At 34.6% G+C, this 14,734-nt stretch carries 14 protein-coding genes; 6 read left to right on the top strand and 8 right to left on the bottom strand.

From position 1 onward, the window contains the following. Positions 1-91: 91 nt before the first annotated feature. Both ACTQ5K_RS12415 and ACTQ5K_RS12410 read left to right on the top strand, forming a co-directional pair. Positions 92-958, top strand: a complete 867-nt coding sequence (locus tag ACTQ5K_RS12415; protein WP_031537751.1) for a permease — start codon at positions 92-94, stop codon at positions 956-958. 14 nt (positions 959-972) lie between these two features. Further along, positions 973-1,818, top strand: coding sequence for a TIGR03943 family putative permease subunit (locus tag ACTQ5K_RS12410; RefSeq protein ID WP_031537749.1), 846 nt, complete (start codon positions 973-975; stop codon positions 1,816-1,818). Positions 1,819-1,862: 44 nt separating this feature from the next. On the opposite strand, the gene ACTQ5K_RS12405 is transcribed toward ACTQ5K_RS12410, so the two are convergent. Further along, a complete protein-coding gene (locus ACTQ5K_RS12405) occupies positions 1,863-2,384 on the bottom strand; it encodes a GNAT family N-acetyltransferase (protein WP_031537748.1) in 522 nt (173 codons plus the stop codon). Between the two features lie 185 nt (positions 2,385-2,569). Between ACTQ5K_RS12405 and ACTQ5K_RS12400 the strand changes: the two genes are divergently transcribed. From ACTQ5K_RS12400 to ACTQ5K_RS12390, 3 genes are all read left to right on the top strand, one after another. Beyond that, complete coding sequence (locus tag ACTQ5K_RS12400) at positions 2,570-2,788, top strand: hypothetical protein (RefSeq protein ID WP_031537746.1); 219 nt, start codon at positions 2,570-2,572, stop codon at positions 2,786-2,788. Between the two features lie 148 nt (positions 2,789-2,936). Continuing rightward, entirely contained in the window at positions 2,937-3,890 is a 954-nt protein-coding gene (locus ACTQ5K_RS12395; protein WP_284561680.1) for an L-lactate dehydrogenase, read from the top strand. Between the two features lie 115 nt (positions 3,891-4,005). After that, complete coding sequence (locus tag ACTQ5K_RS12390) at positions 4,006-5,259, top strand: glycoside hydrolase domain-containing protein (protein WP_251628257.1); 1,254 nt, start codon at positions 4,006-4,008, stop codon at positions 5,257-5,259. A 289-nt stretch (positions 5,260-5,548) separates the two neighbouring features. On the opposite strand, the gene ACTQ5K_RS12385 is transcribed toward ACTQ5K_RS12390, so the two are convergent. The 4 genes from ACTQ5K_RS12385 to ACTQ5K_RS12370 form a co-directional block, all read right to left on the bottom strand. Further along, the gene (locus ACTQ5K_RS12385; protein ID WP_031537741.1) at positions 5,549-5,848 is read right to left on the bottom strand and encodes a coat protein; all 300 of its coding nucleotides are present in this window, start codon (positions 5,846-5,848) and stop codon (positions 5,549-5,551) included. A 149-nt stretch (positions 5,849-5,997) separates the two neighbouring features. After that, the gene (locus ACTQ5K_RS12380; RefSeq protein ID WP_031537740.1) at positions 5,998-6,531 is read right to left on the bottom strand and encodes a hypothetical protein; all 534 of its coding nucleotides are present in this window, start codon (positions 6,529-6,531) and stop codon (positions 5,998-6,000) included. Next, positions 6,528-6,902, bottom strand: a complete 375-nt coding sequence (locus ACTQ5K_RS12375) for a hypothetical protein (protein ID WP_031537739.1) — start codon at positions 6,900-6,902, stop codon at positions 6,528-6,530. Before ACTQ5K_RS12375 ends, ACTQ5K_RS12380 begins: the two co-directional genes overlap by 4 nt. 270 nt (positions 6,903-7,172) lie before the next feature. Beyond that, positions 7,173-8,447 carry a diguanylate cyclase domain-containing protein gene (locus ACTQ5K_RS12370; RefSeq protein WP_031537738.1) on the bottom strand — a complete coding sequence of 425 codons (1,275 nt, stop codon included), beginning with the start codon at positions 8,445-8,447 and terminating at the stop codon, positions 7,173-7,175. Positions 8,448-8,704: 257 nt separating this feature from the next. Here ACTQ5K_RS12370 and ACTQ5K_RS12365 point away from each other — a divergent pair, with 257 nt between their 5' ends. Further along, a complete protein-coding gene (locus ACTQ5K_RS12365) occupies positions 8,705-9,328 on the top strand; it encodes a LysE family translocator (protein WP_031537736.1) in 624 nt (207 codons plus the stop codon). A gap of 84 nt (positions 9,329-9,412) precedes the next feature. Here the strand turns inward: ACTQ5K_RS12365 and ACTQ5K_RS12360 are convergent, their stop codons facing one another. The 3 genes from ACTQ5K_RS12360 to ACTQ5K_RS12350 form a co-directional block, all read right to left on the bottom strand. Then, positions 9,413-10,138 (bottom strand): MBL fold metallo-hydrolase, encoded by a 726-nt coding sequence (locus ACTQ5K_RS12360; RefSeq protein ID WP_031537734.1) that lies wholly within the window; start codon positions 10,136-10,138, stop codon positions 9,413-9,415. A 166-nt stretch (positions 10,139-10,304) separates the two neighbouring features. Beyond that, positions 10,305-12,182 (bottom strand): molecular chaperone HtpG, encoded by a 1,878-nt coding sequence (htpG, locus tag ACTQ5K_RS12355; protein WP_441131086.1) that lies wholly within the window; start codon positions 12,180-12,182, stop codon positions 10,305-10,307. A 320-nt stretch (positions 12,183-12,502) separates the two neighbouring features. Further along, the gene (locus tag ACTQ5K_RS12350) at positions 12,503-14,131 is read right to left on the bottom strand and encodes a catalase (RefSeq protein ID WP_231512557.1); all 1,629 of its coding nucleotides are present in this window, start codon (positions 14,129-14,131) and stop codon (positions 12,503-12,505) included. Positions 14,132-14,734 lie beyond the last annotated feature (603 nt).

Genomic DNA, 14,734 nt, shown 5'->3' with positions numbered 1-14,734 from the left:
GGGTATTTTTTGTTTTCATCTGATTTTAATCATTGTTCCTTATAATAATGAATTCATGTAATCTAACGAAAAAGTAGGTGTTCTTTTAAAAATGAATGTGGAAACACTATTACAATTAAATACGATCTTTATAAGTATCATTATTGAGGCACTACCCTTTATATTAATTGGTGTTCTTATTTCTGGAATCATACAAATCTTTGTTTCAGAAGAATTTATTGCGAAAATCATGCCGAAGAATCCAATTCTTGCGATTTTATTTGCTTCATTAGTTGGAAGCATTATTCCCGCATGTGAATGTGGAATAATACCAATTACAAGAAGGCTAATCTTAAAAGGTGTACCACTGCCAGCAAGTATTGCTTTTATGCTCACTGGCCCGATTATTAACCCGGTAGTTATTTTTTCCACCTATGTTGCATTTGGAAACAGCTGGAGAATGGTGATTCTTCGGTCGGTTGCTGCGCTTATTTGTTCGATTCTAGTTGGACTTGCTTTGCAAAAAACAGTGAAACAGTCGCCCTTAAAAAATCATGTGCCAGAACATATGCACTATCATTCGTTTAAAGGACGAATCGAAGCAATGTTTAAACATTCTATAGACGAATTTTTCTCTGTAGGAAAATATTTAGTGATTGGTTCGTTCATTGCTGCCGCTGTACAAACATTTGTGAAAACATCTACCCTTGTATCAATAGGACATGGGCAGGCATCCTCTCATCTAGTTATGATGGGACTCGGCTATATCCTAAGTCTTTGTTCCCAAGCAGATGCATTTGTGGCAGCGAGCTTTAGAAACAGCTTCTCAGTAGGATCAATTCTTGCATTCCTAGTATTTGGTCCAATGTTAGATATTAAGAATACATTGATGCTCTTAAGTACGTTTAAAGCTAAGTTTGTTATCTTACTGACAAGTCTTATTACCATCATCGTGTTTCTCGTAACCATTTTTCTATAAAGAGGTGAAAAAAAATGCTTCGTATATTTGTGTTAATCGGCTTTACTTATTTATTTTTGCATTTACATGCTACTGGCGATATCTCAAAATATATTAATATGAAATATTCATATATATCAGAATCGGCCATTTATATATTTGTACTCTTTACAATTATATGTGTCTATAACTATATGAAAAAGGATAAAAATAACCATGATCATGATTCTTGTGAACATTGTGGACACGATCATTCCCATGAAGAAAATAGCTTTTGGAAACGTGGATTAACAATTGTAGCATTAATGCTGCCAATACTAACGGGGTTAATGCTTCCAGTAGCAACCCTTGACTCCAATATTGTAGAAAAAAAAGGTTTGTATTTCCCTGCATATGATGAAGGAGATGAGTATAGCCAGCATCAATTCTTGCAGCCTAATACAAGCAGTTATTATGGAAAAGAAGGTTATGCAGAAGTAATGGATAAGGGTTTGGATAAATTAAAGAATCTAAAAGAAATTACTTTGGGAGAAGATAATTTTTTAAATGATTTAGAAACGATTTATAATTATCCAGGACAATTTATGGATCGGGAAATTACCATTACTGGTTTTTCGTATAAGGAAGAAGATTTAATGAATAATCAGCTGTTCTTGCTGCGATTTGGCATCATACATTGCATTGCAGATGCTGGCGTATTTGGCATGCTTCTGGATATTCCAGATGATATGAAAAAAGACAATGACCAGTGGCTACAGGTAACTGGAAAGCTTGAAACCATTTACTATCAACCATTTAAGAAAACCATTCCGATTCTTAAAGTTACAGATTGGAAAACAATAAATGAGCCCGATGATCCTTACGTGTATCGTCAATATTAAAAAATAGGGAATGTTAGCTTTTTGCATTACATTCCCTATTTTTTTTATACGTATTTTTCCATGCGGATATCGTCCCACATTCTATCTTGATAGTAGGTAAATTGTTTGTTTTTCCCGATTTCTTGGTAGCCAAGTTTGCTGTATAATTTTTGAGCACTTTTATTAAATTCGAATACCCCTAATTCTATTCTTTTTAGACCCTGCTTTTTAATCTGTTCTTCTAAATATCTAAGCGAAGTGGAGCCTATTCCTCTCCCTCTAGCGATTTCTTCCCCTATTGTAATAGCAATCCATGCAGTCCCTCTTTCTTTTTTATACAAATGGACTGGGTCAACTGTATAATTCATTTCCCCTACCAGTATATTGTCTAGATATATTTCATACATATGGTATGTTGTTAACCGTTTATTGATTTCTTCTTTTGTTATCCGTACATAGCTTTCTACATCCTCTTTATTCCGACAAGGATGGATTAATGGGATTAGCTTTGGATCATTCTCCCATTTGTTTAAACTGGTAATCAGTTGGTCTGTTGGATCTCCTGTTTTTTGAAAGGAAATTTTCATGTGTGGGTCCCTCACCTTTATATAGTCTTCTTTCATTATAAGCGAAAACAAGTGAAGTTGGTCCGTAATCTTTTTCCTCTAGGAGCAAATTTGTCCCATAAGACAATATTGTTTTTGTTCTAATTTATTTCATAAATCATATTTATTTTATTATGAGAAAAATTCGAATAAAGGAGTGAAATAACTTGGTAACTGTTCACTTTTTTGATAATAGCACAAATGTATTAACTCAACTCCGGCAAGAAATCCCAAATGTTGAACAAGAAATAAAAATTAAAGGACGCAAAGGAAAAATACTATCGGTTATTCAATTAAAAGAGGATGTATTTCAAGCAAATGTAGAATTTGAAAAGATTGTAAAAAAAGCAGCCGTTGCAGCAGACTCTAAAAAAAGAAAACGCTAAGGAATTTCAGAGAAGCTTACTTTAAAGTGGCTTCTTTTTTTTCGTTCAGATAATATTTGCCTTCCCCCTCTCTCATTAATGTGGATACATAATTCCCGTTAAAATAACAAATGATACAGTTAAAATATGTTCAAAAGGAGAATGAAGGATGCTTAGTAATAAAGTTAGCCGTGTAGCCTTAATTGGCACAGGTTTTGTAGGATCTAGTTACGCATTTGCGTTAATGAATCAAGGGATTGTGGATGAATTATTGTTAATTGATCTTAATAAAGATAAAGCATTTGGAGATGTAATGGATTTGAATCATGGCAAAGTCTTTGCTCCTAACCCAATAAGTATTAAATATGGAGAGTATAAGGATTGCACGGAGATGGATCTAGTTGTTATATGTGCTGGAGCTAATCAAAAACCTGGTGAAACACGTCTTGATTTAGTGGAAAAGAATTTAAAAATATTTAAATCGATTGTCGATCAAGTGATGGCAAGTGGCTTTCATGGAATATTCTTAGTTGCAACAAATCCAGTAGACATTTTAACCTATGCAACTTGGCGATATAGTGGACTTCCGAAAAATCAAGTTGTTGGCTCTGGGACAATTTTGGATACTGCTCGGTTCCGTTTTCTACTTGGAGATTACTTTAAAGTTGCTCCAACTAGTGTCCATGCCTATATTATTGGAGAGCATGGCGACAGTGAACTGCCAGCCTATAGTTCAGCAGATGTTGCCGGTATTCCTGTTTATAAGCTAATGAAAAGAGCGGCTGAATATAAAATGGAGGATTTAGACGAAATTTTTGTGAATGTGCGTGACGCAGCCTACAAAATTATTGAAGGGAAAGGTGCTACTTATTATGGGATTGCTATGGGACTTGTGCGAATTACAAAGGCAATCTTAAGTAATGAAAATAGTGTATTAACCGTATCTGCCTATTTAGATGGCCAATATGGAGAAAAGGATGTCTATATAGGTGTACCTGCAGTAATAAATAGAGAAGGAATACGTGAAGTCGTTGAATTGGAACTAGCTGAAGATGAGCAAGAAAAATTTCATCAAAGTGCGACTATATTAAAAGATATTCTAAAACCTCATTTTAATAAATAAACCATTCTCTCTTGATCTGCTATGGATGGTATTGCATAACTTCTAAATAGCCCACACCCAAACAGCCTAGTTTACATACTTTATATGGTAAGTAAATTAGGAAAGGTGTGACAGAATGGATTGGAAGAAATACCTTCTCATAGCAGCTGCTACTTTCTTGATTCTATTTTCCGGCATTGTAACTGTATTGCTTTTTCATACAAAGAGTGTGGAAGCAGACAAAGAACCAAGTAATTCGGTTGATTCACAAGGCACTGCTACAACGGAAAGCGGCCAAGGAAATGTTAATATATCTGTAACAAATAATATTCAAAATATTGTAAGCAGTGAAGCGAAAGCAACGATTGATAATAAAGTAACGAATGATATAGAGGATACAAATGCATCGATTGAAAATACAATTGATAATAAAACAGAAGATGACGCATCTGTTACCATTAATAATGCCATAGAGAATCTGTTAAAAGGGCAGGTAAATGGTACAACAACTAACTCGATTACAAACAATATTCTTTCTAATAATAAAGCGGAATTAGCAAATAAAATATTAAATGACTTAGATTTAACAGTTGATGTAAATGTCACAAATGAGCTTAATACAAATGGAAAACAAGAAAACACAAATAATGATAATGAAAATTCAAATGATAGTGACGATAGCAATAATGAGGAAAATAGCAACGATAATAACGGAGATACGGATAATAATGAGGAGACTTCCTATTTATGGGGAATTGATTCCGCTAGTGAAACAACGGAGGATTTCTATGCTTGTGTGAGAGATAACTTTGGAACCCCAAAAATTGTTGCACGCTATTTAGGTACAAATGATGGGGTTTCACACGGTCTAACAGGGGAACAAATTGATTTAATTCACTCCAATGAGGCAGATATCCTTCTAATCTATAACGGATTCACTGATGCAACTGGCTATGATAATGGTGTTAGTGAAGCGAAAAAAGCGATTGCATTAGCTAATGACCTAAGTACTCCTGATGGTGTTGCGATTTTTGCTGACATAGAGCCAAACTATCCAGTCGATGCAGCCTTTATTGAGGGGTGGTATGACGAAGTAAGCAATTCCTCTTACGAACCTGCAATCTACGGTATCTTTGATTCAGGAGAGGCACTTACAAATGCTTTTAATGAGGCTGTTGAAAATAAGGGAGAAATAAAGGAAAATACGTATCTATGGTCTGCTTCTCCAAACATTGGAATTACTACTGAACAAGATGCACCAGAATTTAAAGTGGATGCTCCAGAAGGTTCTCTTGCATATGGCTGGCAATATGGCATTGATGATGAAACATGTAATATAGATACAAATCTATTTGATAGTAAAATAACAGATGTATTATGGAAACATTAAAAAAGACTCATCTTACTAACGAGCCTTCGGAAAGTAAGATGACTTTTTTTTGTTTGTTTCATGCAGGGATCATGTAGAGATATTGTTTTTGTAGAACAGGATTTTTTTCTTGTTTCATACAAACTGGAAACGACAAGTAAACCACCAAAAAGACAATAATGATGGAATTTATTTATATCCGATTGTCTTTCCATTCATTTTTTCTTCTAGAAGATGGGATTAGTTTATTTCCTTACTCCTTTATACTGTGATCGTTTATTTTCAGTATATTATCGTAAATAAGAAGATATTATCGATTCCTTCTCCAGCCCCCGTTAATTTCTAGTCGAAATCGCATAAAATCAGAAATTAATCTGGCTGTTTTGCCTTCTTGACTATGTTCTCTTAATCTTGATTGGACACAGTGCAGTAATCTTTCATCACAATATCGACAGGAACCGTATGTGTCAACACATTGATCATGTCTTTGGCAACAGGAATCTACATAATTAATTGGCGCACCAGGACCGCTGCAACCCGGTCCACAATAGCGATAACCACCTGGCAGACAGATTCTTATCGGATTTTTATTCCTTTTTTTCTTTTGCATTTTTTTGATTCTCCCTTCTCTTTAGTCTATGAGGCATAAAAAACAAGGTTTGGGGAATCAATCTATAGAAACAGAATAATTTGAACCATTTATTACATAAAAAAGGATTGTCCAAAAGAGAGTACCCTTTTTGAACAACCCTTTATATATTAGCTTTGTTTCTTGAAAATTTTGGAAATGATTTCATCTGTTGACATATCGCTTTTTATTTTGAATGAACCAAGCTTTAAGTATTCTGCAACGCCTTTTTTATCTACTTTTTGTGAGAATTCCAAGGCAGTTTCTTTAATGATTTTTTCATCATGTAAAATGCTTCCTACATCATAGCTAGTCATACCGCTTGAAACAGTAACAGTGACTGTCTTCACTTCCTCTTCTTGCTCTTCTTCTTTGTCCTCTTTCTTTTCTTCAGAAGTATTGGATTCAGATGCTTGTTTTTGCTCTTCTTCCTTTTGTTTCGCTTCTTCTGAAGTTTGAACAACATATCCGCTGCTTGTTAAAATTTCTTTCATTTCTTCTACAGTCGGTGTATTTGCTACATCTTCCGTCACTTTGTCTACCTTTTCCACTTTGTTTTCTTCTGCCTTTACAGAATCATCTTTTGTAGAGAAATAGACAATTCCACTAACAGATGTTGCTAAAAGTAGTCCTGCTGCGAAACTTGTGATTATCGTTGGTTTCATTGTAAAACACTTCTCCTTTCTTCTTTTCCAAGTAAGTAAGGAGCTAACATCTCTTCTACTTCAGTTTGAGTAAGCTTCTTTTGAGCTGCAATACTTTCAACTGAATACTTACGTCTATGCAAGTCAAGTACTTCTCTTAAAACCGTACGGTCCTTAGAAGCAAGTTGAACGCCAGATTCTTTTTCCATTATTTCTATGTCCAGCTCAAGATGACGAATTTGTTTTTGCAACTGTGCTATTTCTTCCATCACAGAAAGGTGAATTACATCTATTTCACGTTGCTCTGATTTTGACGTTTGTTTTGCTTTAATAACGGAAGTAATGAGCAAAATGGCTGCTGCAATAAACAAAATGGCTAGGGTCCATTCCATTTTAATGATCCTCCCTCTTTCAGAATCTACTTTCCTAAGTACCTATTATACATTCTTTTTGATTATTTTTCGATCATATTCTACAAAATCCTTCAATAGTTAGACAAGTTGGGACAATTTTGCAACTTTTATTATATGAAAATAGTAGCAAGTATCCTTTAAAATAATAGGTTTAGCACAGGGAATCAGAAAATTATTAAGTGGAGCTGCTGAGCAGTTAGTAATATATACCTAAACATAAAAAACGATTCATTAGCATGTGCTATTGAATCATCCTCCATTAGTTTGTGTTATTTGAAAGCCATTTTTCCCTTGTTTTTTCATATGATACATAATTTTGTCAGCGTTTTGCATTAATGTTTCTATATCTTTCCCATGATCAGGATAGATGCTTATGCCGATACTACAAGTAATAGAATGTAGCTTATTATCCATTCTGAGTGGATGGTTAAAAATCGAAATCAATCTTTTTGCATAATCCTCGACTTCTTGTTTTGTGTTCATACCTTCTACTAGGAGAATAAATTCATCTCCACCTAAACGGCATAGAAAATCATTCTCCCTTACAGAACCTTTCATCCTTGCAGCAATAAGCTTTAGTGCTCGATCACCATATTTATGACCTAGTGTATCGTTAATTTGTTTAAAATCGTCAATATCTATGAATAGCAAAGCAAAAGTTTTCTCCTTATCCTTACTATCCATTAATCTTGAAATGGTTTTATATAGATGCCGTCGATTCGGTAGTTCTGTCAGTGTATCATATAAAGCTTGTCTTTTTATAATCTTTTCATATGCCTTTCTTTCCGAAATATCTCTTGCAATCGTTGAAAGGAAATGAATATTTTGATTGTTAGCCTTGTGGGTCACAATTATTTGCGAAACAGGAATTTCTTTCCCCATAGAGTTAGAAAGAGTGTTTTCTCCCCTCCAAATACTTTTCTCAGCAGAAAGCTCGTTTTCGTTTATGTCAACAATTTTATTTGTCCATAACTGTGCGTTAACGGAATGTAATTCTTCTATTCCCTCAGGAATGCCAAGAAAAGCTCTAGCAGAAGGATTTAAATAGGTGGTATTTCCAAAGCTATCCGCTGTTGCAATTAAGTCTGGAGAAGCTTCGATAATATCTAGCAATTGTTGTTGACGATCTTGATTTTTCTTCCATAAGGTGATATCTCGATTTATGCCTCTATATCCGATAGTATTATTTTGATTATCTATTATGGGATTCGCATTTGTCTCGATAAATACTTCATGCCCATTGCGGTGAATCATCGTGAAATCTAGATTTTGTAAGGAACTATTATTCTCCATAGCGCTCAAGACAATTGCTTGAACTGATTCTACTTCATTTATTTTAATGAAAGAAAACATCGATTTTCCAAGTAATTCATTAGCGGAATATCCCAATGTCTCTTCTACGATGGAATTGGAATATGTAAATTCCCATTGTTCATTAATTTGCCAAATCCAGTCGTTTACATGCTCCACCAGCAAACGAAAAAAATCATTAGATGGTGTATCGTTATCTTTCATACTATTCATCGTTAAGTCTCCTACTAAAGAATAATTATAGGCAAATGGGTGTTTTCAGTATTTTCTATTATTTAACTATTATATCATTATTCGTCTATTTTTTAAAGAATACTTTGAAATCAAGGGATTAACCCCACAATTTAATATTGTTGATTCAAACCGATGGAAACCTTAATTGCTCATGTAAAAAAATTTCCTGAATAAGTGGTACAGGCTTCCTTTTTTGAATACGTTTAATATAGACGTTTATATTAGGAGGATCGTTAATGGATAGTATTTTATATTATATTGCCTTAGGTTTATCATTGGCAGCACCGATTGGGCCTGTGAATGCTGCAGTTATAAACAGAGGTCTTAGATATGGTTTTCGTCATGCTTGGGTTCTATCACTAGGTTCTCTATTGGGTGACGTTTTCTTCATCATTCTCGTATATTTTGGAGTAGCAAAATTAGCTAATATCCCTATTGTACAAACCTTTCTGTGGCTATTTGGTGCTTTTGTCCTCATTTACACAGGTATAGAAGGAGTCATGACAAAAACAAGTACAATCTCAAGAAGCAGTAAGGATACTAACTCTATGTTTCGATCGTTTATAACTGGGTTGCTTATGAGTATAATGAATCCGCTGTCGATTATCTTCTGGCTAGGAATATATGGATCTATATTAGCCACTACTATACATAATTTAAGTACAAGCACCTTATTATTGTATACAGGTTGTATGTTATTTGGTGTTGCCATCTGGGATCTCACTGTTTCGGTTTTATCGAGTTTCTTTCGAACGGTTGTCTCCGAACAGCTAATTACCTTTATCAGCAAGATCTCAGGTCTAATATTGCTTTTATTCGGCGGCTATTTTGGAATTCGGGGGATTCAATTCTTTTTATAAAAATCTTCATTTGAAATAGATGCCTATCTGAACCATTCTCTATTATTTATGGTTTTAGAGATATTTTAGATAAGGCATCTTTTTTTAGATTGTTTTTAACTTTACTAGACCATGTAATTGTTCCATCACATTATCAGATACAATTCCACCGTGATAACACACAATTTTTGTAATTGGATAGGTTAGAAACTTTTCAATCGATTGAATGGCAAGGTTCATATCCGGCGTATGTACTGGATTAGGTAGGTGAAGCTTTCCGTTTACAGCAGTTAATGCATCACCAGCAACCAAGGTCCCTGATTTTTTATGGAATAAGCTTATATGCCCCGGTGTATGGCCAGGTGTGTGAATTATCTCAAGTCCTTCATTAATAGGTAGTAATTGACCATCTTCTAGTGAATTGGTAACTTGGGCCTTTGGTGGGTGTAGATAAATAAACTTTAATGAGTCTGGTAATGCTTCCCATTGCTCTTCATTAAATTTAGCAGGATTTGCTTTTAATAAAGGTTGATTTCCTTCTATATAAGGGATATCCTCTTTATGTGCATATATGGTTAAATGCTGTGTGCATGCTGTTAATATTTCTGGTAAGCTTCCAATATGATCAATATCCTGGTGTGTTAACAAGATGTCTGTTAAATCTTCCAATGATTTATTTGCTTTAGCCATAACTAAATTTATGTCTTCCATATATCCAGGCATTCCTGTATCTATTAATAATGTTTGTTTTTCATCCCATATTAGGGTTGGGTGCATGACAAAGGAATTTTTTTCAATCGTCAATATCTCTATTCCTTTTAATTCTGCCATATAATTGTTCCCCATCTCTGATTGTTTTTTTATAAGTATAGCGGTTTCGTTTTAAATAGTAAAACATAATTTAACAGGAAGAAGATGTTTTTTATAAATGGAAAAATTGGGAAGGATATAAAGAAGAAAAACCGCACTTTCCAATTGAAAATGCGGTTTTCGTTGTCTATTTCATTAGTTTACAAATATTGTTTGTGAACTCTACTGGATCCTCAATGGATAAACCTTCAATTAGTAATGCTTGGTTATAAAGAAGGTTTGTATAAAGGGCCACTTTATCTTTATCATTCTCAAAAGCCTCTCTTAACGCTTGGAAAATTTCATGGTTCTTGTTAATTTCTAAAACTTTATCTGCTTTGATATTTTGATTATCTGGCATCATACTTAGGACTTTTTCCATCTCAATGGAGACTTCTCCTTCGGCAGTTAAGCAAACAGGATGTGATTTTAAACGAGTTGATACTTTTACGCCTTTCACTTTATCGGAAAGAATATCCTTCATATAATCAAACAATGCTTTATTTTCCTCTGTTGCTTCTTTTTCTTCTTTTTCTTCTTCCTGGTTAAGACCTAAATCACCGCTAGATACTGATTTGAATTCTTTTTCTTTATAATTAGCAATCATTTTAATGGCGAATTCATCAATATCATCTGTTAAATACAGAATTTCATATCCTTTATCGCTAACTAATTCCGTTTGTGGAAGCTTATCAATACGTTCAATAGAATCTCCAGATGCATAATATATAAATTTTTGATCTTCTGGCATTCTTTCTACATATTCATCTAATGATACTAATTTTTTCTCTTTTGAAGAATAGAAAAGTAGAAGATCTTGTAGCATTTCTTTATTCATTCCGAAATCATTGTAGACACCAAATTTTATTTGTCTACCAAATGATTCATAGAAAGATTCATATTTTTCTCTTTCATCTTTTAGTAGGCTTAGAAGCTGACTTTTAATTTTCTTTGTTAAATTCTTTTCAATACGCTTCAATTGGCGATCATGCTGCAGCATTTCTCTTGAAATATTAAGAGATAAATCTTCTGAATCGACCATACCTTTTACAAAGCTAAAGTATTCGGGCAGTAAGTCCCCGCATTTCTCCATAATTAAAACGCCATTTGAATAAAGCTCCAAACCTTTTTCATATTCTTTAGAATAATAATCAAAAGGAGTTTTTTCTGGAATATAAAGGATCGCGTTATAACGAATTGCACCATCTACGCTAACATGAATATGCTTTAACGGTTTGTCATAGCCATAGCGTTTTTCTTCATAGAAATTTTGATAATCTTCATCTGTTAATTCATTTTTATTCTTTCTCCAAATAGGAACCATGCTATTTAGAATTTGCTCTTCCCTAACTTCCTCGTATTCGTTTTCTGTGCCTTCTTTTAATTTACTTGAAGTCACTTCCATTTTAATTGGATAACGGATAAAGTCTGAGTACTTTTTAATAATCGATTTTAAGCGATATTCTTCTAAATATTCATCGTATTGATCTTCTTCGGTATTTTCCTTAATTGTCAGGATAATATCTGTACCGATTGCCGATTTCTCTGTTTCTTCAATGGTATAACCATCTGCACCTTTTGAAATCCATTTATATGCAGTATCACTATTTAATGATTTAGTAATTACTGTTACCTCATCTGCTACCATGAATGCAGCATAGAATCCAACCCCAAACTGCCCAATTATGTCATGGCCATCTTTCGAATCGTTTTCCTTTTTGAAAGCAAGGGAGCCGCTTTTGGCGATTGTACCTAAATTCGATTCCAGCTCTTCCTTTGTCATCCCAATTCCAGTATCGGAAATAGTTAATGTCCGTTTTTCTTTATCTGCTGTTATTTTAATAAAATAATTATCTTTTTCAAAATTAATGGTATCATCTGTTAAAGCTTTATAGTAGATTTTATCAATTGCATCACTAGCATTTGAGATTAACTCACGTAAGAATACTTCCCTTTGTGAATAGATGGAGTTAATCATCATTTCTAATAATCGTTTCGATTCTGCTTTAAATTCCTTTGTTTCGATCATTTTTATACACCCTTTCTCTTCATTCTTATGTAATAATATTAGCACTTAAAGTTCGTGAGTGCTAATCTATTAATTTAATATCATATTTCATAAGGTATGTCAATTATTAGGATGTTTAGAGAAAAAGAAGGCTAAGCATTAAATTTTTGATTACATTAATATCTGTAATGGTAGAAACCATTGGTTTGTTACTAGCTCTAACTTTTTGTTAAGACATCAAAAAAGGACACAAATCTTATGCGAAATGTGTCACAAATTAGCCTGATATTAATTGCGAAATCTCTTCCTTCTTTTATCTCTTCTTACGCGTATTTCCATTAATAAGGATCTGCCTCATGGCTTTTCTTTACTGCATCTTTGGTAGCTTGATTTGCATCTATTGTACCTTCACCATATTTTGATATACCTGCTTCACGTCCAGGTACATTTTCCTTAGCCATTTCTTTCATTTCTTTCATTTTTGATTCGATGCCTGCCTTCACGCGATTACCATAATCTTCATCTGCTTGTGTAAAGTGTTCAATCATCGCATCTTGAATTTTTTTATCGCAGATTGCCAGTGCTTCAGATAGATTTTTTATTAATTCATCGCGTTCCCAATCTTCAAAACTTCTGTATGTGTGTCCGGCTTGTCCATAGTTATTAGGTCTGTCTATTGGAGCACTCATTGCCGCTGCATTATACTTTGGCTGATGAGGAACACGGTTTTCTTTACCTGCTTCTTTAAAACCTCCGAGCATGGATGGCTCATAGTTAATATGTGGATTTTCACCAGACTCTTTCGGGTCACGTACATCCATTTGCCCACGATGTTGATTCGTACGGACAGGTGCTTTTGGTGCATTTACTGGTACTTTTAAATAATTTGCGCCAACACGATAGCGTTGTGTATCAGAGTAAGAGAAAGTACGCCCTTGTAACATTTTATCATCAGAAAAATCCATTCCATCTACAAGTACTCCAGTTCCAAAAGCAGCTTGCTCAATTTCAGCATGGAAATCGACTGGATTACGATCGAGGACCATACGACCAACTGGCAACCATGGGAATTTATCCTCTGGCCAAAGCTTTGTGTCATCGAGAGGATCAAAGTCGAGTTCTGGATGATAATCATCCTCCATGATTTGCACATAAAGCTCCCATTCTGGGTAATCACCGCGCTCAATTGATTCATATAAATCTTGTGTTGCATGACCTACGTTCTTAGCTTGAATGGATTCGGCCTCTTCTTGTGTTAAATTTCGGATACCTTGTTTTGGTTCCCAATGATATTTCACTAAAACTGCCTCACCCTGTTCATTAACCCATTTATAAGTGTTTACACCAGATCCTTGCATGTGACGATATGTAGCAGGAATTCCCCAAGGAGAGAATAGGAAGGTTATCATATGTGTAGCCTCAGGCGTACGGGAAACAAAATCAAACATTCGCTGTGGGTTTGGAACGTTTGAAGCCGGATCTGCTTTGAATGCATGAATCATATCAGGGAACTTCATAGCATCACGAATAAAGAATATTTTAAGGTTGTTCCCAACAAGGTCCCAGTTTCCATCTTCTGTATACATTTTTACTGCAAAGCCACGAGGATCGCGTGCTGTTTCAGGTGAATCTTTAGCTCCTGCAACTGTAGAGAAGCGAACCATTAATGGTGTTTTCTTCCCTGCGCCTGAAAATACTTTTGCGCGAGTATACTTTTCTACTGGCTCATTTCCAACTTTTCCGTAAGTTTCAAAATAACCAAAAGCTCCAGACCCACGTGCATGTACCACACGCTCTGGTACCTCTTCACGATCAAAATGGGAGATTTTCTCAATAAAGTGGTAATTCTCGAGTGTAGCTGGTCCGCGATCACCAATAGTACGGATATTTTGATTATCTAATACTGGATGACCTTGACGTGTCGTCAACGTTTCTCGTTCCTGATCTTGTCCGTTTTTCTTCTCCATTTCTTTGTTATCACTCAAAAAAATTACCTCCTAGTCATTAGTCCTTATTAATTGTATCCAATAAATGTTAATTAATTCTTTATAAGTAAACGAAAGGATGTACATATTAGATGGATAGATGGAAAGTTAATGTACAAACAAGAGAGGCATTAAAAAGTCCCGAAATTAACGCCTAAAAGAATTAATAATCATTTATGTACACAAATAAATGTATTAAGGGATTTTTACTAATACCCCTTTCCTTTCTTCTTTAACCCATTTATGTACGTAAGTAGTGTTACCAGATAAAGGATGGTTATGCATAGGAAAATACAAAGAGGCTGGGATATAAACATTTCAGCTAACAGTAAACACGAACAATTATGCGGTTGGTTTACATCATCGTTCGTATTTGTATTTTAGAAAAAGGTTTAAAAATGAAGTGAAATGGAGCGGAGGACGGTCGACTCCTGCGGGAAATAGAGGAAAGGCTGAGACCCCGCAGGCGCGTGCCGAGGAGGCTCAGCTTCCTCCCCGGCGCATCGACCGTCTGTAGCGCAATGGAACGACTTAGTTTTTACACTTGAATATATTTAAAACCATAAATAACTAATATGAAAAAGT

Origin of the sequence: Niallia sp. Sow4_A1, from assembly GCF_052116745.1 — a bacterium.
Taxonomy (GTDB): Bacteria; Bacillota; Bacilli; order Bacillales; family Cytobacillaceae; genus Niallia; species Niallia hominis.
This window is presented reverse-complemented; position numbering and strand designations above follow the sequence as displayed.

Coding starts and splice junctions, on each gene's coding strand:
- ACTQ5K_RS12415 (WP_031537751.1), top strand. CDS start 92: ATGAATGTGGAAACACTATTACAATTAAATACGATCTTTATAAGTATC.
- ACTQ5K_RS12410 (WP_031537749.1), top strand. CDS start 973: ATGCTTCGTATATTTGTGTTAATCGGCTTTACTTATTTATTTTTGCAT.
- ACTQ5K_RS12405 (WP_031537748.1), bottom strand. CDS start 2,384: ATGAAAATTTCCTTTCAAAAAACAGGAGATCCAACAGACCAACTGATT.
- ACTQ5K_RS12395 (WP_284561680.1), top strand. CDS start 2,937: ATGCTTAGTAATAAAGTTAGCCGTGTAGCCTTAATTGGCACAGGTTTT.
- ACTQ5K_RS12390 (WP_251628257.1), top strand. CDS start 4,006: ATGGATTGGAAGAAATACCTTCTCATAGCAGCTGCTACTTTCTTGATT.
- ACTQ5K_RS12385 (WP_031537741.1), bottom strand. CDS start 5,848: ATGCAAAAGAAAAAAAGGAATAAAAATCCGATAAGAATCTGTCTGCCA.
- ACTQ5K_RS12380 (WP_031537740.1), bottom strand. CDS start 6,531: ATGAAACCAACGATAATCACAAGTTTCGCAGCAGGACTACTTTTAGCA.
- ACTQ5K_RS12375 (WP_031537739.1), bottom strand. CDS start 6,902: ATGGAATGGACCCTAGCCATTTTGTTTATTGCAGCAGCCATTTTGCTC.
- ACTQ5K_RS12370 (WP_031537738.1), bottom strand. CDS start 8,447: ATGAATAGTATGAAAGATAACGATACACCATCTAATGATTTTTTTCGT.
- ACTQ5K_RS12365 (WP_031537736.1), top strand. CDS start 8,705: ATGGATAGTATTTTATATTATATTGCCTTAGGTTTATCATTGGCAGCA.
- ACTQ5K_RS12360 (WP_031537734.1), bottom strand. CDS start 10,138: ATGGCAGAATTAAAAGGAATAGAGATATTGACGATTGAAAAAAATTCC.
- ACTQ5K_RS12350 (WP_231512557.1), bottom strand. CDS start 14,131: ATGGAGAAGAAAAACGGACAAGATCAGGAACGAGAAACGTTGACGACA.